Below are 25,417 nucleotides of genomic sequence, written 5' to 3' on the forward strand. Positions count from 1 at the left end.
CTAGGGTATGCCTATCTGTCAATACTTTACCGCTTCGGCCGCCTCCGGGTCAAAGTCCGCCACAATCAGCATATCCATATGCCTTGCATGCCGGAGCAAATAATGGACGAAGCTCTCTTTGAATAAGCTGCGCCACAGCGGCCTGCGTGAGTGTCCGATAATCAGCTGAGTGGTCTGTACTTCATTCATTCTGTAGAGCAGCTGCTGATGTACGACAGCACTGCTGCCCGCCAGAGCCACCTCCATTTTCCCGCCCAGCCGTTCCGTCAAATGCCGCAGGGACCCCAGCCGCTTTTGCTCTTCGGGGGTATGGTGCCCTCCGCAATGAACATAGTGTACATACCATTCTGCCTTGAGCCGGTGGGCAATACGGAAGCCGCGGCGGATTAGGCGCTCTGCACGCGGGCCGAGATCGACACAGACAAAGATGACCTCACGGCGGCTCCATGGGCCCCGCAGGGAGGGCTCCCGGTCCCACGCTTCCAGCCGTTCATCGACATCGTCCGCAATTTCACGAAGAGCCAGTTCGCGCAGAGCAATCAGATTCCCAATCTTAAAAAAAGACTCTAAGGCCTGGTTCACTTTCTCCGTTGCATATATTTTCCCTTCCCGCATCCGCTCCTGCAGCATTTGTGGCGTAACGTCAATGAGTTCAACCTCACCGGCCATTTTCAAAACCGCATCAGGGACCGTTTCCCGGACACGAACGCCCGTCAGCTGTGCCACTGCGTCATTCAGGCTCTCCAGATGCTGAACATTCACGGTTGTGATTACGGAAATGCCGTTATCGAGCAGCCGCATAACATCCTCATAGCGCTTTTTGGTCACACTTCCGGGGACATTGGTATGTGCCAATTCATCCACCAGCACGACCTCCGGGTGACGGGCAATAATGCTATCTGTGTCCATCTCCTCCAGCTGTGAGGACTGATACTGAATGCGGGCCCGCGGAATCAGGGTCAATCCCCCGATTTGCCGTTGGGTCTCCTTCCTTCCATGTGTCTCCAGCAGACCTATGACAACATCAATGCCTTTCGTCAGCAGCAGATTCCCCTCTTGCAGCATTTTATAGGTTTTTCCAACACCAGGCGCCGCACCAATATAGACCTTGAATGTTCCGCGGTGAATCCGCTCAATTTTCTGTTCGATCTCCTGACTGGTTAACCGGTGAAAAGGTTCCTCCTTCCCTTTGGAGCCGGGCTTGATCGGCAATATCCGTTCCCCTTCCTGCTCTGCCCTGTCAGCCATCAGGAATACATCGATGTTCCGTGACTTTCGGAGGACCCGGTTAGCGATGGAGCCCTGCCACTTTTCCTGCCAGCGGCTTTTTTTGGAGTGCCCCATGACGATCCGGGTGACGTTATTCCGGATGGCATAACGTACCAATATTGCTGGGAGCAGACGCAGACTTGGAAGAGACAGCTCTTCGAAGCGGGCATCGACCCGCTGGGCCAGCTTGGTGATCGCGCGTTTGAAGCTCTGCTGATCTTTCGTTAGCTGACGTTTTGTGAGCACAAAGGTTACCACCATAAGCTCACCGTTCAGCCGCTTGGCGATTTGCTGTCCTCTTCTGACATACAGCGAACCGTTCCAATGATATTGCGTGGATACGAGAATCCGCTCAGTGGCGCCGGAAGGGCCAATTAACCCTTGCTCCTCCCGGTGTCTTTCCAGCGAATCATTGACCCCCTCGGCAACCAGACGGAGCGAGAGCTCACGGAGGACGCCGAGATTTCCGCGCCGGGTCAGCGCCGGAGGCGTCTCTCCGCCAAGAACCCCTTCTTCAATACGTTTTAATATGGTTTCGGGGGACACATCGATCAGGCGCACCTCATCCGCCAGCTCCAGCGTGTTGAGCGGAACCGTTTCCTCCGCACAGATGCCCGTTTTCTGCTGAATAATTTCGGCCATCCCAGCCAGCTCATACACGTTAATGGTAGTAATCACACTTATGCCGTGATCCATTAAATAACGGATATCGTCGAGTCGTGTCTCGAAACGGGCTCCTTCCCGGTTGCGGTGGGCCAGACTGTCCACCAAAAGGACCTCAGGATTGCGCTGAAGCAGAATATCGACAGGAAGATCCTTCTGTTCCTTTCCATCCTTGATCCAGTGAAGGCTAGGTACGCGCTCCAGATTCACCAGTTGCTGAACAGTCTCCGCCCGTTGCATCGTCGAGACCGCACTGATCACCACATCGATCCCTTGCTGCTGCAAAAGCTTGCCTTCCTCCAGCATGTGATAGGTCTTGCCTGAACCACTGACAGAACCGATGATGATCTTGAGACGGCCCCGGCGCAGGCGGTAGATGGAATACAGAATTTCTTCCGGAGTTTTACGTTTATACGGGGACATCCGGGTGGCCTCCTTATAGGAAGATAAATTACCCTGTCCGTGTGGAACCGAACAGGGTAACCGCCTGATTACTTAGCAGACAATTCAAATAAAGCCTTATTCAGCTTCAGCACATTCACACGTTCTTCGCCGAACAATCCAAGTTCGCGGCCCTCTGTATGTGATTGAATTAATTGTTCAAGCTTATCCGAAGAAAGACCGGTCAGACTGCTGATTCTGGGAACCTGCACGATAGCCGAGGCGGGGGAAATATCCGGGTCCAGGCCCGAGCCAGAGTTCGTAACCAGATCGATAGGCAGTTGATTCACAGGAACCTGCGGATTGTCCAGCTTCCACTGGGCGATAAAGTCGCTGGTACGCTTCAGCATATCCGTATTGGATGGGCCATAATTGTTCGAGCCCGAAGCCTCCGCTTTGTAATCAATGCTGGACACACGCCCGTGGAACAGCGCCGGATTGGTGAAGTTCTGACCAATCAGCTCGGAGCCGATAACCTGGCCCGCACTGTTCTTCAGCAGGCTGCCGTTCGCCTGTGAAGGCATTAGCACCTGGGCAATAGCAGTGGAAGCCAGCGGATACACAACTCCGCAAAGAATAATAAATATGGCGCTAAGTCTTACTATGCTGAGTATATAAGAACTAGTGTTCTTCATTCGTGACCCATCCTCTCTATCTTAACAATCCTATTAAGCTTATATCCAAATACTAACGAGCATATCAATGAGCTTAATGCCCAGAAAAGGAACCAGTACGCCTCCAAATCCATAGATGAAGATATTCCGGCGCAGCAGCTTGACAGAGCTCATTGGCTTATAGGATACCCCTCTCATGGCAAGGGGGATCAGGAGCGGAATAATAATCGCATTAAAGATCAGTGCCGAGATAATAGCGGAGCTTGGCGATCCCAGCCCCATTACGTTCAGCACCTCCATTTCCGGAATCGCGAGCGTGAACATAGCAGGAATAATTGCAAAATATTTGGCGATGTCATTCGCAATACTGAAGGTAGTCAGGGCACCACGGGTCATCAGCAGCTGCTTGCCGATGGCAACGACCTCTATAATCTTGGACGGGTCTGAGTCCAAATCGACCATATTCGCCGCTTCCTTGGCGGCAGAGGTTCCGCTATTCATGGCAAGCCCCACATCCGCCTGGGCCAGAGCAGGAGCATCGTTCGTTCCGTCACCCGTCATGGCGACCAGCTTGCCTTCCTGCTGTTCTCGGCGAATGACTTCAATCTTATTCTCCGGCGTGCTTTCGGCGATAAAACCGTCTACTCCGGCTTCAGCAGCAATCGTTGCAGCGGTTAGCGGATTGTCACCGGTACACATAATCGTTTTGATGCCCATTTTGCGCAGCTCGTCAAATCGTTCCTTCATTCCGGGCTTCACGGTGTCTTTCAGATAAATAAGTCCGAATATCCGGTCGTCAACGGCTACCGCAAGCGGAGTTCCGCCTTTACCGGCTATTTCATTCGACCTTTTGTCCAGATTATCGGGAATCTGCCCGCCTTGGGATGAGACCCAGCGCTTCATGGAATCAACAGCCCCTTTACGGACCTTGCGTCCATCCTTCAGATCCAGTCCGCTCATTCGTGTTTCGGCACGGAACTCAATGATTTCTGCCTCTTCTGCCAGAACGGCCTGATAAGGATGACCCTGTTTTTTGATCAGTTCGATCACGGATCGGCCTTCCGGCGTCTCGTCCTTCAGTGAACTGACTGCTGCCCACCCTGCCAGTTCGGCTTCATTCTCATTCCCTACGGGGACAAATTCGCTGGCCATACGGTTCCCGAAGGTGATGGTGCCTGTTTTATCGAGAATCATCGTATTGATGTCTCCGGCGGCTTCAACCGCTTTACCTGACATCGCCAGCACGTTGAACTGGGTAACCCGGTCCATGCCTGCGATTCCGATTGCAGACAGTAGACCGCCGATGGTAGTAGGGATCAGACAGACCAGCAGCGCGATCAGAACGGGGATCTCCAAATCGACATTCAGATAAGCGGCAATCGGACGCAATGTGACTACGACAATCAGAAAGATAATGGTTAAGCTTATTAAAAGGGTATTGAGTGCAATTTCATTAGGTGTTTTCTGGCGTTTGGCCCCTTCGACAAGCGAGATCATACGGTCCAGAAACGATTCACCGGGATCACTGGTGATCCGAACCTTGATCTGATCACTTACTACTCTTGTGCCGCCTGTGACAGAGTTGAAGTCTCCTCCAGCCTCCTTGATGACTGGCGCGGATTCTCCGGTAATCGCAGATTCGTCCACGGAAGCAAGGCCTTCAATGACTTCGCCGTCACCGGGAATGAGTTCTCCTTGGCTGATGACCACAATATCTCCTTTGCGCAGATCAGAAGAAGAAACGATCTTAACAGCTCCGCCCACCAGCTTGTTTGCGGAAATATCCTGTTTCGTTTTCTTCAAGGTATCCGCCTGTGCCTTGCCTCGGCCTTCAGCCAGTGCTTCTGCAAAATTAGCGAACAATACTGTAACCAGCAAAATCAAAAACACTGTAATATTGAAGCCTATGGAGTCTTCGGTATGGAAATAGCCGGGGGCCAACACCATCATTAGTACGACAATAGTGCCGATTTCTACAACGAACATCACCGGATTCTTCATCAAGGTCACCGGATTCAGCTTCATGAAGCTGTCCTTGACCGCACTTTGCAGAATAGGGCCGGTTAGCAGTTTCTTTTTAGGTATGGTACTCATCTTGTTCTCCCTCTCTTAACGTAAGGTCAAATATTCTGCAACCGGACCGAGAACCACAACCGGCAGAAAGGTCAGTGCACCGATAATCAGCACCGTACCGATCAGAATTCCTGTAAATAGGCCATTGTCGGTGCGGAACGTGCCGATCGTCTCCGGAACGGGCTTCTTACGGATCATGGAGCCGGCCACCGCCAGCATGGCGATAATGGATACATATCTTCCGAGCAGCATGACAATCCCTGTAAGTACATTCCAGAAGGTGGTGTTATCGGCCAGCCCTTCGAAACCCGAACCGTTGTTGGCCGCAGAAGAGGTGAACTCGTAGAGCACCTGCGTCATTCCATGGAAGCCCGGATTTGAGATGCTCCCCTTACCCAGCTCGGTCAAGAAGGCGGCAGCGGTAGGTGCCAGAATAATCAGCGGATGAATGAGTATTGCGATGGCGATCAGCTTCATTTCCCTCGCTTCTATTTTCCGTCCAAGGAACTCCGGCGTCCGCCCTACCATCAGACCGCAGAGGAACACTCCCAGGATCGCATACATCAGCATGTTGACTAGACCTACACCTTTGCCCCCGAACACATTATTCAGCATCATCAGGGACAGCGGAGTTATGCTGCCAAGCGGGGTGAGGGTGTCATGCATATTATTAACGCTACCGGTAGTTGCCGCCGTTGTTACAGCAGTGAACAAAGAAGACTGCGCGATACCAAATCGGACTTCCTTCCCCTCCATACTGCCCTGGGAGGCGTCGATACCCATGGCATTGATTGCCGGATTCCCTGCCGTTTCCGCGTAATAGTTGAGGCCCAGCAGCAATACGAACAAGGTCATCATCGCGCTGAAGATCATCCAGCCCTGACGTTTGTTTTTGGCAAATAATCCGTACATATAAGGCAGGGATGCGGGCAGCGTCCACATCGAGAGGATTTCAATGACATTCGTCAAAGGTGAAGGGTTCTCAAACGGATGGGCCGAGTTGGCTCCAAAGAATCCGCCGCCGTTCGTACCCAGGTGCTTGATCGATTCAAGTGAGGCAACCGGACCGATAGCGATCTGCTGTGAACCACCCTCAAGCGTTGTTACATGTAGCGATGGCTGTAGTGTCTGCGGAACCTGCAGGGCCACCAATACCAATGTCACCAGCAGGGCAAGCGGGAGAAAGATGCGGGTGATGGATTTCACGAAATCTTCGAAGAAATTCCCCACGGTGTCTCTTCCTGTAATGCCTCTCACAAAAGCGACTGCCACGGAGAAGCCGCTCGCCGCTGAAGTAAACATCATCATTGTAATGACAGCCATTTGCGAGAAATAGGATAGACCCGTTTCTCCGCTGTAATGCTGCAGATTGGTATTCGTCATGAAACTGATGACTGTATTGAACGTTAGTGACTGTTCCATGCCCCCGGTTCCATTGGGATTCATCGGAAGTGCGCCTTGCAGACGAAGGAACAAGTAACTGAAAGCAACCAGTACAATGTTTGTCCCCAGGAAGCTGATGGCATATCCCTTCCAAGTCATTCCCTCACGGTTCTTTAGTCCGCTCAGTTTGAATATTCCACGTTCGAAGCCGCCAAATATGCGGTCCGTTCGGCTCGGTTCATTTGAGAATACATGATATAAATAAGTTCCTACTGGCTTAACCAGTAGCAGCAGTATGACAATGACTGCGGCAATTTGCACAATACCCACGAAGGCCCCTCCTTAAGTTGACACTCTCTCTTTTCGCATCATTCAATGAACCTTTAGAATTTCTCTGGATGAATCAAGGCATATACCAAATACAGAAACAGAAGTAAAGTTGCAGCAATAACCACCGTCATTGTTCCGTCCCCCCTGTATCGTCAGTCATATGTCCGCACCACTGTGCAAAGGCGTAAAGGAGTACGAAAAGCACCGCCAGAGCTGCCACCATATACACATCCATCATGTTCTTTGCCACTCCTCTCACTATCATCTTTTGATCTCTTTCTCTTTTTCTTAAATTCAGCGTAACATTTCTGCCATTAGTTAAGGATTAGAGATTCCGGCAGCGAATTAAGATTGCATTAAGATTGGCGTGTCTCTTTATCGTCCTCATTCTCCTCATCAAGCAGGCTTTGCCAATAGTAATGGTCATAGAATTTTTTCACAACAAATAGAATTCCGGTTATGATGGAGATAAGACCTGCATTTTCAAAAAATTCATTCATACATAACTCCTTCTCTCTTCAGCTGTTCACTACCCTTCCAGCGTATCACTGAAGCCATTTATTCAGGATTAGGATTTGCCGGAGCAGATAAAGATCACGTTAAGGTAAAGAGGAGAATCAAGATCATTTTCCGGACAAAAAAAGCGGAAGACCAAGGCTTATACTTACAGCCTTGGTCTTCCGCTTTTTACACATGCCCGTTCAAATGGCTTTGTTGTCATCGCCAACCTGCAGCATCCGGTATCCGACACCGATATGCGTTTGAATGAATTTGGGCTGCGAGGGAGTTCTCTCGATCTTTTTCCTTAAGGTGGCCATAAAAACACGCAGGGCGGGAATATCGTACGTGTGGCTGCCCCAGATTTCATGAAGAATGTAATTATGTGTCAGCACTTTACCCACATTTTTGGCGAGCAGGCCCAGCAGCTTGTATTCTATAGGGGTCAGATGAATTTCTTCTTCATCCAGCCATACACAGCCTGCCGCATAGTCGATTTTGAGGCCCTCATTCGTGAAAACAGAGGCATCCTTCAACAGCTTCTCGCTGTCATACCGGATGCGCCGCAGACTCACCCTGAGCCGGGCCAGCAGTTCCTCCACACTGAATGGTTTGGTCAAATAATCATCTGCTCCTGCGTCCAGTGCATCTATCTTGTCCCGGTCCTCGCTGCGGGCACTGACCACAATAATGGGAAGATTGGACCAGGAACGTACTTTTCGGATAATATCCACACCATCCATGTCCGGTAAACCTAAATCCAGGATCATAAGATCGGGCTGCCCTGATACTGCTTCAAGGATAGAAGCTTCCCCGGTTTCAGCCGTATGGTACTTGTACCCTTGTGTCTCTAGTGTGGTGGTTATCAGCTTACGGATCGGTTTGTCGTCTTCAACAACGAGAATCAAAGGTTTATTCATGAACATTTACCTCCTCTGCTTGCAGGGTGAAGCGGAATAGGGCCCCTTGCGGGAAGTTGTCATGCACGGCAAATGTGCCGCCATGGGCATTAATAATAGATTTGCACAAAGACAGGCCCAGACCAAGTCCCCGGCGTCCATCCCCACGGATATTATCCGCCGTATAGAACATATCGAATATCCTGGTCTTGGCTTCATCAGAGATACCAGGACCGTCATCAGCGACCTCAACCACTACCATTTGTTTATCCCTTTTGGCCGAAACAGTGATATGAGAGCCGGTTCCTGTATACTTTATCGCATTGTCTAGCAGGTTGATCAGCACTTGGATAATCAATCTGGAATCCATTCTGGCCATGATCAGCTCATCACTCAGCACGGTCCGAATGATATGTTCATTGCTTTTTCGATTCAGGTGCAGCAGCGCTTCAGCAATGACTTCCTCGATAAGCTCTGCCTGAACATTCAGATTTAAGCTTCCATTTTCGATCCGGCTAATCGACAACAGGTTCTCTACCAGATTGATCAGCCATATGGAATCGTCATAAATATCTGTATACAGTCCTGTCTTCTGTTCCTCGCTCAGTACGCCAGAATTCCCTATAAGAATGCCAGCATTTCCGGAAATGCTGGTGAGCGGTGTGCGTAAGTCATGAGATATGGCCCGAAGCAGGTTCGCCCGGAGTTGTTCCTGCTGAATCTGGATGGAGATTTCCTTTTGTTTTTCATTCAATTGCTCTTTCTCCAGCGCAAGCGCACACTCTCCCAGCATAGCAATCACCAGGCTCTTGTCAAAAACCTCCAGCGGGTCTTCGTTCTCCATCACAATAGCGGCTACGGCAAAAACGCTGTCTCCCCCACGAACCGCATGATACAGACAGCCGGCAGCAGAAAAAGTATCCGTGGTGGCACCGGCTCGTTTATTGTTTTTGTAGACCCAGTCGGCTACTGAACGCTCACTGCTGCTTGTATAGATATGCAGATTGGCATCCGAATCTTCTTTGGGAAATATAAGCGGTTCCGACAAGGAACCGGGTAATACAGAATAAAAAATCACTGTCCTGTCCAAAAGCTTAACCATTTGCTGCGCCGTTTCATTGATGATGGCAGCCGGATCTTTGGCCTGCTGCAGCTTGCGGCTAGTCTCCAGCAGCACCTCGGTACGAAAGGCTTTTTTCGCAGATTGTCTTGCCTGCTCTTTAACCCGCATTGTCAGCGTACTGGTTATAAATGAAGCGGCCAGCATCACCAGGAAGGTGACCGGATATCCCGAATCATATGCCCGCAGGGAAAAGTAAGGTGCGGTAAAAAAATAATTGAAAACCAGAACACTGAATATAGAGGTTGCGGCACTATAGAGTCTTCCTTCGGTAATCATCGCACTTAGCAGAACGCCCAGAATATATACAGTGATGATATTTGCTTCCCTGAAACCCAGTGCACTAAACCACAAGCCGATGAGAGTACAGACCAGGAGTATTCCAAAAGTTATGAAGGTGCTGGTCAGTGACAGCCGCGGCGAAATCCGATATTGCGGAAATCTGTTGTAAAGGGAAGGCTGGGTATCCGGGATGATATAAATATCCATATTCGGGGAGGCCGCAGCCAGTTTGTCCATGATATTAGTGTTACCGAACCAGCTCTTTTTAGAGTGTGAGCGGCCCAAAATAATCTTGGAGACCCGGCTTGTTTTGGCATATTCTGCGATCTGTCCTGAAATATCTTCCCCGTAAGTTGTCGCAATCTGAGCACCAAGCTGTTCCGCAAGCCGCAGGTTCGCTCTCAGCTCTGTTTTATTCTTCTGGGTGAGCCCCTTCGTTTCCGGTGTTTCCACGAACAGCGCTGTGAAATCCCCGTGGAACGCCTCAGCCATTCTCGCGGCAGTACGGATTACCTTCTTATTAGACGCTGCCGATGACAGACAAACGAGTATATGCTCATTGGAATAATGCTCTTGGTTAGCTTCCTGGCTACTAATTTGAAGCGCAATCCGGTTCAGCTGGCTCGCCGTGTAGCGCAGGGCAATCTCGCGGAGCGCAATCAGCTTTTCCGGGCTAAACCCGCTCGCATTTTGGCCTTGAGGTTGTTCATGATAGATTTTCCCTCTGTTCAGACGGTCGATCAGATCATCAGGTTCAATATCGATCAGTTCCACTTGATCAGCACTGTCTAATACATGATCCGGAATGCGTTCGTGTACGGAAAGACCAGTGATGGATACCACCAGATCCTGCAGGCTTTCTATATGCTGGACATTAACGGTAGTATAGACATTAATTCCAGCGCGAAGCAATTCCTCCATATCCTGATATCTTTTTTTGTGCCGGCTTCCCGCAGGATTGGTATGTGCAAGCTCGTCCAGCAGAATCAGTTCGGGATGTCTCCGGATCGCCCGGTCCAAATCAAATTCATGCATGACCGTTCCTTCCCGGGATATTTCCTGAGGAGGAATCTGTTCCATACCAACCAGCAGTGCCTCCGTTTCCGGCCTGTCCCGGTTCTCAATGATCCCGGCAACAACATCCATTCCGTCTTTTTGCTCTTCCCGGGCAGCACTCAGCATGGCACAGGTTTTGCCGGCTCCTGCCGCATAGCTGAAATATATTTTTAGCTTTCCCCGTACTGCCATTCCATGCCTTCTTTCTGTCTATCCGCAGCTAATGCAGCTGTAATCGTTTTACTGTAAGTATAGCATGAGGCAAATCAGCATAGCATTACGGTTTTGGATCAAGCATTAAGATTGTATTAAGATTCTCCTGCAGAATATATGAATTCAAGTCTCTCTGGATAAACCTGCAAAGAATTACTCATACTATACGTTATCTAAATAAAGGAGGCATCAGCATGAAGATGACGGGCGACCGGCTGTGGATTGCAGCTCTGGGTGGTGTATATGAAATTGGCAAAAACATGTATCTTCTGCAATACGCCGAAGACATTATTGTCATTGATTGCGGGTCAAAATTCCCGGATGAGACGCTTCTTGGTATTGATCTAATTATTCCCGATATTTCCTATTTACTTAGTAATATAGATAAAGTCAGGGCTTTGGTGGTTACCCACGGACATGAAGATCATATTGGCGGAATCCCATATTTCCTCAAACAACTGAATATTCCGGTCTATGCTTCCCGCCTGACACTCGGCTTAATTGAGATCAAACTTAAGGAGCATGGACTTCTGCGCCAGACTGAGCTTCATTGCATTGATACGGAGTCCACGCTGAATTTCGGTTCCATCACCACTACCTTTTTCCGGACAAACCACAGTATTCCGGATTGCCTTGGCATTGTCTTCGATACACCCGAAGGAACAGTGGTTCATACCGGCGATTTCAAGTTCGATATGACTCCTGTTAACAAGCAGTATCCAGATATACATAAAATGGCGGCGATCGGAGAAAAGGGGGTAAAATTTCTTTTATCGGAGAGTACAAATGCTGAACGGCCTGGCTTTACTCCTTCGGAAAGGCTGGTAGGCGCTCATTTGGAGGAAGCCTTTCAAAAAGCGGAGAATCGAATCTTTATCTCTACCTTTGCTTCGAACGTGCACCGTTTGCAGCAGATTGTTGACGCAGCAGAGCATACAGGACGCAAGATCGCCCTGCTGGGCAGAAGCATGGTCAATGTCGTTGGAGTAGCACAAGAACTGGGGTATCTACATATCCCCGAGGGCATGCTGGTAGAGACGGCTGAGGCGGGCAATGTGGAACGCGATAAGATCGCTATATTATGTACCGGAAGCCAGGGGGAGCCTATGGCAGCACTATCCCGCCTCGCGAATTCCAGTCACAGGCAGCTTGAGATCAGCCGGGGAGATACCGTACTTCTCGCGGCGAATCCGATTCCGGGTAATGAACGCAACGTTTCCAGAATCGTTGATAATCTGTATATGCTGGGTGCACGAGTAATTTACGGATCACGGAGTGAGCTTCATGTCTCGGGGCATGGCAGCCAGGAGGAATTGAAGCTGATGCTGACCTTGATGAAACCCGAATATTTTATCCCGATTCACGGGGAGTACCGGATGCTCCATCATCACAGTTTGCTGGCTGAAGCTGTAGGGGTGAAGAGTGAGAATATCTTTATTTTGAAAAATGGGGAAATTGTTGAGTCAAATGGCGGAGATGTCCGCCAAACCGGACGGATCACAGCTGGACAAATTTTCGTGGACGGACTGGGAATCGGGGATATTGGCAGTGTTGTACTGCGCGACCGCAGGCAGCTGTCTGCGGATGGGATTCTGATTACAGTCATTACATTAAGCCAAAGTGACGGGCGGATTCTGAACGAGCCGGATACGATCTCCAGAGGTTTTGTGTACGTGCGCAACTCGGATACGCTGATGGAAGAGATCAACCAGCTGATTACAGCTACTCTTCAGAAGATGAGCACCGCAGATCTCGGTCAATGGAATATCATCAAGGAAACCATCAAAGGAACATTAAGTAAATTCCTGTATGAACGCACAAAACGCAGACCTATGATTCTGCCCATTATCATTGAGGTCTAGAAATGGGTAAAAATCCGCAGATTATGGACTTTGAAGTCCTGTCTGCGGATTTTTTTTACGGGATTTGACGTTACTGAATCATGGAGTTAATGAATTTTGCCATCTCGACGCTGGTCTGGTTCAGCCGTTCAATAACATCGCTGAACTCGATGACCCTTTCGGCCTGCTCAGAGGATGAAGCGGCTATGGCTTCGATTTCCGTTTCCATTTGACGGATTGAGCGTTGAACCGTATGAAGTGAATCCTCAATCGATTTGGTCGCATCCCTCGTATGTACGGACAATTTACGCACTTCCGTGGCGACGACACCGAAGCCAGCCCCCTCCTGTCCAACACGCGCGGCTTCGATGGCTGCATTCAACCCCAGCAGATTGGTCTGTTCGGAAATTTCACGGATAAAGCTCGCTACCTTGCTGACCTGATTAGACTCTTCCACCGTCTTTCGTGAATTCTCAAGAATCTGTGCTGTGGTAGCCGATAACTCTTCAGACTGGGCAGCTACATTTTGAACCATATCAACCAGTTGACCGCTGATTTGATTAATGCTGCCGGTCAGTTGCTCCATTTTATCCTCGTTTTCCAAGGTATAGGCGATCGCAAAAGCACCAATGATCTCCCCTGCAGCATCATAAATCGGGACAGCTGAAGAAATCACGGTAGCCCCATACAGCTCGGGCGACAGCCGGTTGGTTGTGGCTCGTCCTGCGAGCGCATTTCCGAGGGAAGGGTCATCCGGAGGAATCGGGCTTCCTTTGGTCAGACCGAAATCCAGCACCTTGCTGGGAGCATAATAATGGAATATTTCCTTGTCGGTGATCCCGACCATAATATCCTGGGAATGAATCTGTTTGAAGAATGGTGCAGCTAAAACTAAGGCATTTAAGTTGTCCATGACGTCTCTCTCCTAATTCAAGCATTTTTCCATTATTATCGTCACATTCCAGCCATAAATTAAGAGGGAAATTGTATGAAAGTTATAGTGATGTCGCTGTTTCTACATATTTGCAGCTTGGCTCTAACGAATACGTTTACATTTCTATCGTATGCTATACAGTCTGACCTCATTGAAAAGATAAAGAGGAGGAAAATGAATGACGTTTGGGTTCAGGAAATTTGGTTTACTGTTCGTTGCATTGGTATTGCTGGCAGGTGCCTATGCGTCTCCGGGCCAAAAGGTAAAGGCTCAAGGTGCAGAGGGCTATTATCACACTTCAGGTAGCCGGATCGTGGATTCATCAGGCAACCCCGCAGTATTCAACGGACTCAATTGGTTTGGCTTCGAAACCGCAAATTATTCTCCGCACGGCTTATGGTCACGTTCCATGGATGATGTACTCGACCAAATTAAGGCAGAAGGCTATAACTTGATCCGCCTGCCCTACTGCAACCAGATGTTGGATGCAGGTTCTGCCGCCAACAGTATCGATTATGCCAAAAATCCAGACCTCGTGGGTCTAAAGCCGATTCAGATCATGGATAAACTGGTTGAAAAAGCCGGGAAACGTGGTATTCGGATCTTTCTGGACCGTCATCGTCCAGATTCGGGAGGGCAATCGACACTCTGGTACACTACGTCCTATCCCGAAACCCGTTGGATCAGTGATTGGGTGATGCTGGCTGAACGCTACGCGAATAACCCCACGGTCATTGGGGCAGATCTGCATAATGAGCCGCACGGCACGGCAAGCTGGGGCACCGGGAATCTTGCCACAGACTGGCAGCTGGCCAGTGAGCGTGCGGGAAATGCGATTCTTGCCGCGAATCCGAACTGGCTGATCATCGTCGAAGGCGTAGAAACCAACGTGCAGGGAAACTCCACCAGCTATTGGTGGGGCGGCAACCTGACTGGTGTGCGGAATCATCCGGTTGTGCTTACCCAGCCGAACCGTGTAGTCTATTCTCCGCATGATTACGGGCCCGGTGTAGCGTCACAGCCTTGGTTCAGTGCTGCCAACTTTCCGAACAACCTGCCTAAGTTGTGGGACGATACCTGGGGTTATATCAGCAAGGAACAAATCGCTCCAGTTCTTGCAGGTGAATTCGGCGGCCGCAGTGTAGATACCCTTACCGTAGAAGGGAAATGGCAAAATGCGCTTGTAAGCTACATTGGCCAGAATAATCTCTACTGGACCTACTGGAGTCTTAATCCTAACAGTGGAGATACCGGGGGGCTATTACTGGATGACTGGGTTTCGTGGAATGAGCCTAAGCAAGCGATGCTTGACCCTATCATGAAGCCGGTTACGTTTCCTCCTGATCCGGGAGATAACCCGGGTGACGTGCACGCCATATCTCTTTATCGGGTGGGTGAAACGGGGACTGCTGTTAACTCAATCGGGGCGAGCCTGCAGCTTAAGAACGAGTCAGGCACCTCTATTCCTCTAAATGAACTCACGATCCGCTATTGGTACACAAGTGATGGAAACACCGCTCAGACCTTGGAATTTGATTATGCTGCCATTGGAAAAGAAAAACTGCTGGCATCAATTGTTCCCATGGCGCAGCCATTGAGCGGTGCCGACACCTATGCAGAGATCGGTTTTACAGCAAGCGCAGGCTCTCTTGCAGCATCCGGCACAACCGGTGACATTCAGTTCCGCATTCATAAAAACAATTGGACGAATTACAATCAAGTGGATGATTATTCCTTCAAACCGGCCATTACCAGCTATGCAGCGAATAATCATATCACAATCTATCATAAAGGGAAGCTGATCTATGGGATTGAGCCTTAAAGTACAATTATTTATATCGTAAAATAATACCTGGATGAAAACGCGGCGAGGTGTCCGCATACCTCAATGATCGGACACCTTGCATAATTTTTAGGGTATAGGTTTATTCTTTTCGCTGAATCACAGTCTCGAATTTCATGCCATTCGTTCGTTTCAAGCTGGTTATCAGTGAATGAAAAACGTTAGCCAGCTCATTCAGGAATTTGTGCTTTGGACAGTGCACTCTCCACTGATTTGAGATAGGCCTTGGAAGTGAGGGTTGCACCGCTCAACGTGTCTACCTGCAGAGACTGTGAAGCTATCACCTTGCCGTATAATGTATTCGTGAATTCAAGGGGTTTATTCTCTTTGTTCTGCAGCAGTTCAATGGCTGTAACCTTTCCGGAGGAGATTGTAATCTGAACGGAGTTGGCTCTCCACTTGTACATCCCGCCTTCATATTTCCCCGTATAAATGCCGTCTTGGAGATGTTTAAAATAATGCGAATCAAGTGACAGGCTCCTGGCTTCACGATGTTCTTTGGATAACATGTTCCACAATAGAGCGCCGCCTATAATCAGCAGAACGAAGATTCCCATTACTATTTTCAGGCATAATTTCTTCATCGTTATATTCCTTTCTTCAACCGTTAAGGGCGTTTAACCATACGTGTCCCCAATACATCAAACAGGCGGCCTAATAATTTTTTGTATGGCCCCAGTGATACAGGATAATAATAGCCAGACTCAAACCAGCCTTTCTCCTCGTAGTGCCGATAATCACGGTACTGGGGATTCAGCATGCTTTTTATACTTGTTCGGGCCATTCGAAATAACAGCAGACGGAACAAAGAAGGAACAGGAATGGCAGTACGCATGAGTTCCTTGTGAAACCTGGCTGCAGCGTTCTTCAATTTGCGGGAGTTTCTTGCCTCTACGGCTGCTGTGGTTGGCTCTAATGCGTTCAATACACAACCCTTGGCGACTTGAAAGCCGTAGTATCCTCCCATATCGTCAAGGTATTTCACGATTTTTCCCCCTCCGAGTATTCCTTGTGAGACGATTGCTGTGAATGTCTTGCCAAAAAACTGCGGCCGATGGAATACAAACGCGAGCCGGTCCAGCAAATTCTTCATAGGAGCCGATACCTGAAAGGCATATAACGGAGTCGCAAAAATAACGCCATCGGACGCTTGCATCTTCTCCAACAGCAAATCACGATCATCTTTTAAAGGGCAATGTTCCTCACCTTTGTTAAAACAAAGCTTGCAGCCAAGACAATAGTCCAACCGGTAATTCTTTAAAAACACATACTCAAATTCAATTTCTGCATCATTTGTCAGATACTTTTCAAATTCAAGTACCGCCTTATACGTTGCTTGCTTTCGTGGAGTGCCAAGAAATACCGTAACTTTTTTCATCGAAGTCCTCCTTTTAGAGTGTGTCTTATTATTTCCAGTTAAATGAATGAATAATAAAATATTCATTCATATTGTAGCACAGATCCATATTTCTGTCTGGTTATTCTGTCTTTACATGAAAATAGCCCAACATCCTGAAATTTGGATGCGGGCGGTGATCTTTTCTAACAATAGATTTGTTTCATACCTTATGATTATTATACTTGGCCCACTTTACGGTCTCGCAGATAAAAGGAGATATAGAGTCCAATTGCTGCGATCCCTGTCAATGTCCAGAAGGAGGCATGCAGCCCATGGAGTATACTCTCAGGGAAGTGAATTGAACCATGGCTCATCGAGGCAGTCATTATGGAAATTAACATTACCCCACCCATCGAACTGCTTAAGGAGCGTATGGTAATTGTCATAGGAGAAGCATGAGCAATCATGGTGACGGGAACGCTTGCCATCGCATAGGCCGTTACCGGTGTCATAATGAACCCGATGCCAACCATAAGCAGCGCATAAATAGCGGCCACAAGAACCATTGAAGTATGCGTTGACAACAAAAGAGTCAAAAGCAGCGTGATGATGGCAATGATAGAAAAGCCTCCCCGTATGATCAGCCGTATACCATACCGGTCATAGAGCCTGCCAGAGACCATACTGGTTATACCTAAGAGGATTGCCCCCGGCAACAGCAACAGACCAGACATTTTCGGAGTCAATCCCCTGACATTCTGGGCATATAGCGGTATCAGCAGTTCCACCCCTACCATGACTATGAACATCAGCACTCCGATCATAGAGGACTGGGTAAATCTTCGGTTGCGGAATATATTGAAATCCAAGAGCGGAACGGCCAGCTTAAGTTGACGATGGATAAACATAACAATAATGATTATCCCCGCAAAAATGATTGCCCACGTGATCAAACGTGAACCTCCCTGTTCTCCCGCCCGATTTACCCCATACAGTAATCCTGCAAATCCAAGGGTTGAATAAAGGATGGATTTCAGATCCAGCTTCTCATGATGGGTATCCCCTACGTTCTTCAGACTAACTGTAGCCAGCAGCAAATTAGCAATCACGACGGGAAGCACAGCGTAGAACAGAATTCTCCAGGAATGCTCCTGAACGACCAAACCGAACAACGTCGGGCCCAGTGCCGGAGCGAGTCCCATCACCAGACCGATCAGCCCCATCGCAGAACCGATCTTTTCCTTTGGAAAAACTCTTAGAATCGTAGTCTGAAACAGCGGCATCAACAGGCCTGCTCCTATCCCCTGAATGATACGGCCTGTCAGGACCCAACCAAACTCTGGAGCGATTGCAGCCAGCAGTGTTCCTGTGGCAAATAATCCTACGGAAGTAAAGAATAGTGCTCTTGTAGTGAATCTTCCGACCAAAAATCCGGCAACAGGCACAGTAATACCTGCAACCAGATAATAAATTGTAATCAGCCATTGCACCTTGTTCTCGTTGATTCTCAGGTCCACCATGATACGCGGCAGTGCAGTATTCAGCATCGTCTGCATCAGCTGTGCCAGAAAATTTGCGATCACCAGTGAGGAGACCATAATCCCAGGTTTACTTCTCATTCCTTACCCCGCCTTATCTCTTTTTCTAATGAAATACATTAAAGACTCTTTAACTCCTTGATGGTACCAAAAAAATTTTCTACTCGTTCAGCAAACCACAGGCATGATTACCGGGTAAACGAAATGCAAGTTTAATCACGGACTTAATATATCCAGAATATATTTATATGGATCTTTTGTCAAACAGAAGTTCAACGTGGAGAATATAAAACATGGAGCAAAACGCCGCCCGGGGTTATGGGCGGCGCTGGTGTAAAGGTGATTCCGTGCATGGAGTACAGCCATAGAAACGGCCCAGTAGATTGCTTTTCTCCAAATTAGTGTGTCAGGAGCCTGTTCAACCAAGTACTGAGAAGTCTGCTAAGTGCGTTTATTCATTAAATGACCCATAATCAGTTATGGTGAACTTTATACTAAAGGTTACCGGTACTTTGCTAAAGGTATCATCCCAATGATCCTTCAGCTTTTTCCATACCTTAGGGTGTTCAATACTTAGGCGTTCTCCGAAGCCGGCAACCTCCACCTTGTAAGTGGACTGCATCTGTTGCATCAAATGATTAAGCATAATGCTCAATCTCTCTTCAAAAATTTTTTCCCTCTCTTTAAGGGAGCCTATTTTAGTTGAGCGCTGCTCCGGGTCCCAATTTTCAATTAAGCGTCCATCCGATTCTATATTCACGTGAAATGAGACCTTGTTGTCTTCCGTGATTTTAGAAGTTATTTTACTTTTTGCGGACTTGATTTCATAGGTTATGGTTTCATGTTTATTATTGTACGTCTTGATCGTCCCTCCATTGACATCTCCTTTAATCCAGTTCATACTCCTCATGTCGTCCTGGTCTAATGACCCAATCCATTTGCCGGTTTCCCCCTTGATGATCCCAGCCCCAGACAACTCGATATCACCTTTGGCTTCTATAATATTTTGCAGCACAAAGCTTTGTTTAGAGTGCATCCGTGCATCCAGAGTGGATAAGTTGACGGGTTTCATTACTTTGCTGCTTCTAAAGCGGTTGCGGACCATTTCCCTGAGATGAAAGGAAGGAATATCATCCTTATCTTTCAATGTAAAAGTATCTGAGGCCCGCCCGGTACTTAAGAAGACAACACAGCTGGGACGGATATCGTTGTCACGAAGCATAAAATCCATCAATTGCTCTATCTTCTGCTGCTCCACAAGTTTTGTAGAAATAACGATTACCTTCAGGTGGTGACCAATGATCGGGCGGTCCAGACGAACCGAGAATTGGCGAAAAATCTCCAGCACAGAGTCACCCGTTTCCGAGACATTGATATATTGTGGCTTATTTACGCTATTTGATGATTTAGATGCACCGCCAGCTGATTTTTTGGGCACTATTTGAAGTGTCGCCGTAAGCTTATTATTCTTAAAATAATCCCCGCCCTCATCCACCAATGTCTGCTCTGTCGAAGATAGTTCCCCTGTATCAAGAGCCACACCGGTATAGAGGCTTAGGTCTTCAATTTCCTTACTGCTCCAACAGCCGGATTGCGTGATCAGGAGCGTAACCGCTAGCAATACAAGGAGAGGATGACGTTTACACATTCTGCTTCAATCCTTTCTTTCGAATGATCAAAACTACCGAAAGCAGCACAGGAAGCAAAATAAACAATATTATTCCCATCCTTCCAATGGCATCACCAACGGCAAATACATCATTCATACGTTTGGGAACCATGGTCGAGATGAAAATCAACGGCATTAGCCCGAAGATCACAGGGACAATTTTCAACTTGAACACCTGAGAGATCCCGAGGGAAGCATTGAAGAAAAAACTGCAGAAGTTACAAAACATTTGCATCATCCAAATCACCAATAGCGGAAACTCGAACCGTTCAAAAAAGAATCCGGAGATCTCAAAACTGCGGACTAAATCAATTGTAGGCCAAGTGCTCGTAGTCACAGAATCTATGGACAGGCCTCCTACAACCACAATCACAGTCAGAAGGTATAAGACCATAGGTATGCCAATCCCCGCTAACATGGATTTAACCGCATGCTGGGGATGCTGCATGAAGGCTGTAATCGTCATCACTACCTCACATCCCGTATAGACGAGTACAGTGGACTTCAGTCCCTTAATTACAGGCATAAGACCTTCACTCAGTACAGGACGCAAATGGTTAATATCAAATACTCTTATGCTAAGGATATAACATAAAATCAAGATAAAAAGGCTTATGGGGAAAATGATTTGATAGACTCTGGCGATGGAATTAATGCCTCCAAACACCAGATAGGCCCCCACCCAGATAAATGGAATGACGATTGCCCAAACGGGAGTTCCTTCAAGTAGAAAAAACATCGTAATTTCAGCCAATACCCGAATTTCAAATCCGGCGATGATAATAAAGTAAATAATGAGCAGCGAGCTTAAAAAACCTCCCGGGAATTTACCAATAATTCCTTTGGAGTATTGATAAACGGTTTTCCCTGGAAACTGCTGGCTTAATTTCACCATTACGAAAATAACCAACATTACAATTAGCCCGCCCAGCAGTACGGACATCCAGGAGTCCGGAGTTTTGGCTGATTCCGTCACACTTCTGGGCAGAGTCAGAATACCCGCCCCCAGTACCGTATTCGTCAAGAATAACGATGCCTGACCCGATGTGATTTTATCATCAGAGCGTACAAACATTTCTTCCCCCCCTTCCTTTTACTTGCTAGGATCTGCGCTTTTTCTTTTGTGTTTTCATCATTTCAGGTCTTCGTTTCATAAGTGACAGAGGTGCGCGAACGTAGAGATCCTTCCAGTCACTAAAGCGTATGGGAGCAAAGGGAGTAACATAAGGCACCCCAAAACTCTTTAATTTACTGAGATGAATGATGATCAGCAGAAAAAACAATATCGTTCCAAACATCCCGAGTACGGATGCAAACAGCATGCCAGCAAAACGCAAAATGCGGAGTGTAATGCCCGTACTGTACATCGGTACTGAAAAGGAAGAGATCGCTGTCACCGCCACGACGATAACCAGGAATGGACTAACAATTCCGGCTGCCACAGCGGCATCGCCAATAATCAAGCCCCCTACGATGCCCATTGCTGGTCCAATGGGTTTGGGCAGCCGAATCCCAGCTTCACGTAATATCTCAATGGACACTTCAAGAATCATAACTTCAATAACGGATGGAAATGGAACGCCTTGACGGGTCTGAATGATGGTTATCGCCAGCTGAGTGGGGATTAACCCCGGATGGAACGAGATAAAAGAAATGTACAAAGCCGGACTCAGCAACGCCAGAAAGGCTGTGAAGAACCTCAGGATCCGATACATGGTTCCTGGAAGCCACCGTTCATAATAATCCTCTGGGGATTGCAGCAGCATACTAAAGGTCACAGGAACGATGAGTGCAAACGGAGTGCCGTCCAGCAGTATTGCTATTCTTCCTTCCAGCAGAGAGTTAATAACCCGGTCGGGCCGTTCCGTATTCTGAGTCTGCTGGAAAGGGCTCATATAATTATCTTCAATCAGTTGCTCCACATATCCGGATTCAGCGATAAAATCCATATCAATTTTTGAAATCCTGTCCTTAACCTCCTGAAGCAGCTCAGGATTTACAATATCGTTAATATAGGCAACAACCAGCTTTCTTTTGATGCTGGTTCCAACCTCATAGAGCTTCATCTCCAGATTTTTATTAAGACCTTGGCGGCGCAGCATGGAGGTATTCTCGCTTAGGACCTCCGAAAATGAAATTCGCGGCCCGCGAAGCAATCCTTCTGAGACTGGTTCTGTAATCGCCCGTTTGGAACCGCTTGGCAATCCCACCAAGAGCGCTGTGGACATCCCTTCTATGATTAATGCTGTATAGCCAAACAGAATCTTCTCCTGGAGCTTTTCCAATTCATTGATTTCACTAAGCTCCGTAAGCGGAAGGATTTTTTCTTTTATACTGGATAAGGTTATAGCCTCACTATCAACTTTGAGGTCTTGCATCAAAACCTGCAGCACTTGTTTGTTGATCAACCCTTCATCCTGCATGCCATCTATGAAGATAAGCACAGCCTGTACATTAAACCCATACACCATAAATTCACGAAAATGCACATCACTGTTTTCGCCTATGGCTTGTTTAATGGATATAAGATCAGCATTATAATTCCCGCTAAGCTGTGGACTGGTTTGAGTAGCCATTTTCTCAGGTGAAGCAGGACCTGAAGCTTTCCCCGCTTTCGAGGCCCTTCCGCTCCCCACTACAGAGTACAGCGAATTATATAGATAATAAATTCCTAATGGACACACTAGCGTTATTGCAGCCTGCATAAATGTTTTCCAATCAGGAATAAAAGAAACGATAGTTGACCACATCCTGATCATCCTTAACTGTAGTTTTTTTTGAAATAACGCTCCGTGATGAAATCTGCAGTTTCCAGGTGAGAGGCTATAACCTAAAGTGTGCCAAAATAAAGATTTCTTTAGTCACAGTTAATAAAACTCTCCAAAGGTAATTTCATCCATCGTTGTTAAAGGATGTTCCCATAACAAAAACTCCTGCCAGGGAATACTTCTCTGGCAGGAGTCTGTTATTCGAAATGAAGGATCTGCATCTGTTTTCTGAAGTCCGTAGGCGTAAGCCCTGCATTCTTCTTGAACTGCTTGGAGAAGTAGAACAGGTCGCTGAAGCCGAGCTGCATGGCGATTTCACTGATCGTGCTGGTTGTAGCAGTGAGCAGTTCCTTGGCTTTTTCGATTTTTTTTCGTGTAATGTACTGTATGGGAGGCACGCCTAACTGCTTCTTGAACAGGCGGATAAAGGAATTGGGGTGCATGTGGGCAATCTCGGCAAGCTCATGGACTGTAATATTTTGTTCAATATTCGCTTCAATATGATTCAGGATTTTGGTTAGCTTTTCAACGGTGGTTAAATTCTTAAGGGTAATTTCATTCAGGTCCAGCTTGCTGAGGTAATAGGCAAATAGCTCCATTAGCTTGCTCTTCGCAAGCAGCTGGGCGTAAATCTCACTCGATTTGGCATGGAATACAATGCTGCTGAACATCTCCTTGACGATTTCGCGGTCTACGGAGCTGCATATATGACTCAGCTCCAGTATTTTGAACAGATTCATATCTCCTGCCTTCACACTGAAGTGGCACCAATATTTGCGGAAGGGCTGGCTGCTGATACAAGAATAAGATTGCTTCACTCCCTCCGGCATCAAATAAAGCTCACCGGGCTTGGGATAGTACTCTTGTTCACCGATCTTCAGCCAGCCCTCGCCTTCGCAAATGAAATAAAACTTGCTATAGTCAGGGGTGTAGCCGAGATCCATCCAATCCGTACTGCACAGATTATAGTCCGCCATAATTAAATCAATCTTCAGGTTAGATATGTAGCTGGTGAGCAGCGTAGAGTTATTCATAAATAAACCGCCTTAGAGGGTTATTTTTGTACATCAACAAGTTAATGATCTACATACCTATTCTCTCCATCCCCCGCTACAATGAGAGCGGTACAAGAACTTCGAGAGGATGGGAACAATAATGGACAAAGCCAGCTACTTAAAGGTGATCAATGATACGATTGGGTGTGGCAGATTCAAGGATAATTGGGACTCGTTAAGTGAGTTCCGGGTTCCTTTGTGGTATGAGCAGGCTAAATTCGGAATATTCATTCATTGGGGCCTCTATTCTATTCCTGCGTTTGGCAGCGAGTGGTATTCCCGCAATATGTACATTCAGGGCTCCCCGGAATATGAACATCATCTGGCTGTATACGGTAAGCATGCAGATTTCGGTTATAAGGATTTTATTCCATTATTTACAGCAGAGCACTTCGATGCGGCCGAATGGGCACAGCTTTTCAAGCAGTCCGGTGCCAAATACATTATGCCAGTTGCAGAGCATCATGACGGTTTCCAGATGTATAAAAGCGTTTTCTCTCATTATAACACGTACGAAATGGGGCCAAAACGTGATCTGCTGGGTGAAATGAAGGCTGCCTTTGCCGAACAGAAGCTGGAGCTGTGCGTGTCTTCACACCGTGCAGAGCACTGGTTCTTCATGTCGCATGGTAAAGAATTCGCATCCGATATTCATGAACCGCTCGTTCCCGGAGATTTCTACTGGCCGGCAATGCTTGAACCGGAGCATCAGGACTTATATGGTTCTCCCCCGACAGATGAATATCTGGAGGACTGGCTGATCCGTTGCTGCGAGCTGGTCGATCAGTATCAGCCTAAGGTGTTTTATTTTGACTGGTGGATTCATACCGCTGCCTTCAAGCCTTACCTTAAGAAATTCGCTGCTTATTATTACAACCGGGGTGAAGAATGGGGTTATCCGGTGGCAATCAATTACAAGCATGATGCCTTTATGTTCGGCGCTGCCGTTCCCGATGTGGAGCGGGGCCAATTCGCCGGGCTAAAGCCCTATTTCTGGCAGACAGACACCGCCGTGGCTAAGAATTCCTGGTGCTACACCGAAAACAACAATTACAAATCTGCTGTAGAGATTATCAGGGATCTGGTCGATATCGTCAGTAAAAACGGCAATCTGCTGCTGAACATTGGCCCTAAGGCGGATGGCTCCATTCCCGAGGAGGACAAGAATATTCTTCTGGAGATTGGGGAATGGCTAAAAGTCAATGGCGAAGCCATCTATGATACGTCATACTGGCGCACCTTCGGTGAAGGGCCGACAGAAATCCATGAAGGCCAATTTACAGATGGCCAGACCAAGCTGTTCACAAGCGAGGATATCCGCTTTACGGTTAAAGGTTCTGTTCTATATGCCACCGTTCTTGTGTATCCTGAGCAAGGTACGGTTCACATTAAGTCACTTAAAGAGGAATCCCATCATTTCCAGGGAATCATCCAAAATATCAGTATATTGGGCTGCGACGAGAAACCCGCCTGGCAGAGAACGGAAGAAGCACTTATCCTTACAACAACTACTGTTGCAAGCAACGCACCCGTTGTTTTTAAAATTGAGCTTGATTAGTAAAAATTTTATGGTTTCAAATTAACACTTG

At 47.6% G+C, this 25,417-nt stretch carries 19 protein-coding genes; 3 read left to right on the forward strand and 16 right to left on the reverse strand.

Going from position 1 to position 25,417, the window contains the following annotated elements:
- Nucleotides 1-18 precede the first annotated feature (18 nt).
- The 8 genes from A3844_RS00060 to A3844_RS00090 all read right to left on the reverse strand — a co-directional run bounded on the left by A3844_RS00060 (nt 19) and on the right by A3844_RS00090 (nt 10,820).
- Entirely contained in the window at nt 19-2,355 is a 2,337-nt protein-coding gene (locus A3844_RS00060; protein WP_074106219.1) for a histidine kinase, read from the reverse strand.
- A gap of 68 nt (nt 2,356-2,423) precedes the next feature.
- Complete coding sequence (gene kdpC / locus A3844_RS00065) at nt 2,424-3,008, reverse strand: potassium-transporting ATPase subunit KdpC (protein WP_074106220.1); 585 nt, start codon at nt 3,006-3,008, stop codon at nt 2,424-2,426.
- 39 nt (nt 3,009-3,047) lie between these two features.
- The gene (kdpB, locus tag A3844_RS00070; protein ID WP_074106221.1) at nt 3,048-5,081 is read right to left on the reverse strand and encodes a potassium-transporting ATPase subunit KdpB; all 2,034 of its coding nucleotides are present in this window, start codon (nt 5,079-5,081) and stop codon (nt 3,048-3,050) included.
- A gap of 15 nt (nt 5,082-5,096) precedes the next feature.
- Nucleotides 5,097-6,773 (reverse strand): potassium-transporting ATPase subunit KdpA, encoded by a 1,677-nt coding sequence (gene kdpA, locus A3844_RS00075; RefSeq protein WP_074106222.1) that lies wholly within the window; start codon nt 6,771-6,773, stop codon nt 5,097-5,099.
- 53 nt (nt 6,774-6,826) lie between these two features.
- Nucleotides 6,827-6,904 (reverse strand): K(+)-transporting ATPase subunit F, encoded by a 78-nt coding sequence (gene kdpF, locus A3844_RS33930; protein WP_074083653.1) that lies wholly within the window; start codon nt 6,902-6,904, stop codon nt 6,827-6,829.
- A gap of 225 nt (nt 6,905-7,129) precedes the next feature.
- A complete protein-coding gene (locus A3844_RS32590) occupies nt 7,130-7,273 on the reverse strand; it encodes a hypothetical protein (RefSeq protein WP_167374605.1) in 144 nt (47 codons plus the stop codon).
- Nucleotides 7,274-7,474: 201 nt separating this feature from the next.
- The gene (locus A3844_RS00085; RefSeq protein WP_074083390.1) at nt 7,475-8,191 is read right to left on the reverse strand and encodes a response regulator; all 717 of its coding nucleotides are present in this window, start codon (nt 8,189-8,191) and stop codon (nt 7,475-7,477) included.
- Nucleotides 8,184-10,820, reverse strand: coding sequence for a sensor histidine kinase (locus A3844_RS00090; RefSeq protein ID WP_074106223.1), 2,637 nt, complete (start codon nt 10,818-10,820; stop codon nt 8,184-8,186). The genes A3844_RS00085 and A3844_RS00090 overlap by 8 nt, the downstream gene beginning before the upstream one ends.
- Before the next feature lie 215 nt (nt 10,821-11,035).
- On the opposite strand from A3844_RS00090, the gene A3844_RS00095 reads away from it, so the two are divergent.
- A complete protein-coding gene (locus A3844_RS00095; RefSeq protein WP_074083392.1) occupies nt 11,036-12,703 on the forward strand; it encodes a ribonuclease J in 1,668 nt (555 codons plus the stop codon).
- Between the two features lie 70 nt (nt 12,704-12,773).
- Here A3844_RS00095 and A3844_RS00100 read toward each other — a convergent pair whose 3' ends face one another.
- Complete coding sequence (locus tag A3844_RS00100; RefSeq protein ID WP_074083393.1) at nt 12,774-13,595, reverse strand: methyl-accepting chemotaxis protein; 822 nt, start codon at nt 13,593-13,595, stop codon at nt 12,774-12,776.
- A 199-nt stretch (nt 13,596-13,794) separates the two neighbouring features.
- Between A3844_RS00100 and A3844_RS00105 the strand changes: the two genes are divergently transcribed.
- Entirely contained in the window at nt 13,795-15,438 is a 1,644-nt protein-coding gene (locus A3844_RS00105) for a cellulase family glycosylhydrolase (protein ID WP_074106224.1), read from the forward strand.
- A gap of 191 nt (nt 15,439-15,629) precedes the next feature.
- Here the strand turns inward: A3844_RS00105 and A3844_RS00110 are convergent, their stop codons facing one another.
- The 7 genes from A3844_RS00110 to A3844_RS00140 form a co-directional block, all read right to left on the reverse strand.
- Nucleotides 15,630-16,043 (reverse strand): FMN-binding protein, encoded by a 414-nt coding sequence (locus A3844_RS00110; RefSeq protein WP_074106225.1) that lies wholly within the window; start codon nt 16,041-16,043, stop codon nt 15,630-15,632.
- A gap of 23 nt (nt 16,044-16,066) precedes the next feature.
- Nucleotides 16,067-16,837, reverse strand: coding sequence for an NAD(P)H-dependent oxidoreductase (locus A3844_RS00115; protein WP_074102214.1), 771 nt, complete (start codon nt 16,835-16,837; stop codon nt 16,067-16,069).
- 197 nt (nt 16,838-17,034) lie between these two features.
- Entirely contained in the window at nt 17,035-18,417 is a 1,383-nt protein-coding gene (locus A3844_RS00120) for a DHA2 family efflux MFS transporter permease subunit (RefSeq protein ID WP_074106226.1), read from the reverse strand.
- Between the two features lie 370 nt (nt 18,418-18,787).
- Complete coding sequence (locus A3844_RS00125; RefSeq protein WP_074083398.1) at nt 18,788-19,984, reverse strand: Ger(x)C family spore germination protein; 1,197 nt, start codon at nt 19,982-19,984, stop codon at nt 18,788-18,790.
- Nucleotides 19,977-21,080 (reverse strand): GerAB/ArcD/ProY family transporter, encoded by a 1,104-nt coding sequence (locus A3844_RS00130; protein WP_074106227.1) that lies wholly within the window; start codon nt 21,078-21,080, stop codon nt 19,977-19,979. Before A3844_RS00130 ends, A3844_RS00125 begins: the two co-directional genes overlap by 8 nt.
- Before the next feature lie 25 nt (nt 21,081-21,105).
- Nucleotides 21,106-22,755, reverse strand: a complete 1,650-nt coding sequence (locus A3844_RS00135) for a spore germination protein (protein ID WP_074106228.1) — start codon at nt 22,753-22,755, stop codon at nt 21,106-21,108.
- A gap of 215 nt (nt 22,756-22,970) precedes the next feature.
- Nucleotides 22,971-23,807, reverse strand: a complete 837-nt coding sequence (locus tag A3844_RS00140) for an AraC family transcriptional regulator (protein WP_074106229.1) — start codon at nt 23,805-23,807, stop codon at nt 22,971-22,973.
- A gap of 121 nt (nt 23,808-23,928) precedes the next feature.
- Here A3844_RS00140 and A3844_RS00145 point away from each other — a divergent pair, with 121 nt between their 5' ends.
- A complete protein-coding gene (locus A3844_RS00145; RefSeq protein ID WP_074106230.1) occupies nt 23,929-25,386 on the forward strand; it encodes an alpha-L-fucosidase in 1,458 nt (485 codons plus the stop codon).
- Nucleotides 25,387-25,417 lie beyond the last annotated feature (31 nt).

It is taken from the genome of Paenibacillus helianthi, assembly GCF_001909055.1.
In the GTDB taxonomy this organism is placed as follows: Bacteria; Bacillota; Bacilli; order Paenibacillales; family Paenibacillaceae; genus Paenibacillus_AQ; species Paenibacillus_AQ helianthi.

Excerpts from the sequence above, each read along its gene's own strand:
- A3844_RS00110 (WP_074106225.1), bottom strand. The coding sequence starts at position 16,043 with ATGAAGAAATTATGCCTGAAAATAGTAATGGGAATCTTCGTTCTGCTG.
- A3844_RS00085 (WP_074083390.1), bottom strand. The coding sequence starts at position 8,191 with ATGAATAAACCTTTGATTCTCGTTGTTGAAGACGACAAACCGATCCGT.
- A3844_RS00125 (WP_074083398.1), bottom strand. The coding sequence starts at position 19,984 with ATGTGTAAACGTCATCCTCTCCTTGTATTGCTAGCGGTTACGCTCCTG.
- A3844_RS00105 (WP_074106224.1), top strand. The coding sequence starts at position 13,795 with ATGACGTTTGGGTTCAGGAAATTTGGTTTACTGTTCGTTGCATTGGTA.
- kdpB (WP_074106221.1), bottom strand. The coding sequence starts at position 5,081 with ATGAGTACCATACCTAAAAAGAAACTGCTAACCGGCCCTATTCTGCAA.
- A3844_RS00145 (WP_074106230.1), top strand. The coding sequence starts at position 23,929 with ATGGACAAAGCCAGCTACTTAAAGGTGATCAATGATACGATTGGGTGT.
- A3844_RS00120 (WP_074106226.1), bottom strand. The coding sequence starts at position 18,417 with ATGAGAAGTAAACCTGGGATTATGGTCTCCTCACTGGTGATCGCAAAT.
- A3844_RS00100 (WP_074083393.1), bottom strand. The coding sequence starts at position 13,595 with ATGGACAACTTAAATGCCTTAGTTTTAGCTGCACCATTCTTCAAACAG.
- kdpC (WP_074106220.1), bottom strand. The coding sequence starts at position 3,008 with ATGAAGAACACTAGTTCTTATATACTCAGCATAGTAAGACTTAGCGCC.
- A3844_RS00060 (WP_074106219.1), bottom strand. The coding sequence starts at position 2,355 with ATGTCCCCGTATAAACGTAAAACTCCGGAAGAAATTCTGTATTCCATC.
- A3844_RS00135 (WP_074106228.1), bottom strand. The coding sequence starts at position 22,755 with ATGTGGTCAACTATCGTTTCTTTTATTCCTGATTGGAAAACATTTATG.
- kdpF (WP_074083653.1), bottom strand. The coding sequence starts at position 6,904 with ATGACGGTGGTTATTGCTGCAACTTTACTTCTGTTTCTGTATTTGGTA.
- A3844_RS00130 (WP_074106227.1), bottom strand. The coding sequence starts at position 21,080 with ATGTTTGTACGCTCTGATGATAAAATCACATCGGGTCAGGCATCGTTA.
- A3844_RS00115 (WP_074102214.1), bottom strand. The coding sequence starts at position 16,837 with ATGAAAAAAGTTACGGTATTTCTTGGCACTCCACGAAAGCAAGCAACG.
- A3844_RS00095 (WP_074083392.1), top strand. The coding sequence starts at position 11,036 with ATGAAGATGACGGGCGACCGGCTGTGGATTGCAGCTCTGGGTGGTGTA.
- A3844_RS00140 (WP_074106229.1), bottom strand. The coding sequence starts at position 23,807 with ATGAATAACTCTACGCTGCTCACCAGCTACATATCTAACCTGAAGATT.
- A3844_RS32590 (WP_167374605.1), bottom strand. The coding sequence starts at position 7,273 with ATGAATGAATTTTTTGAAAATGCAGGTCTTATCTCCATCATAACCGGA.
- A3844_RS00090 (WP_074106223.1), bottom strand. The coding sequence starts at position 10,820 with ATGGCAGTACGGGGAAAGCTAAAAATATATTTCAGCTATGCGGCAGGA.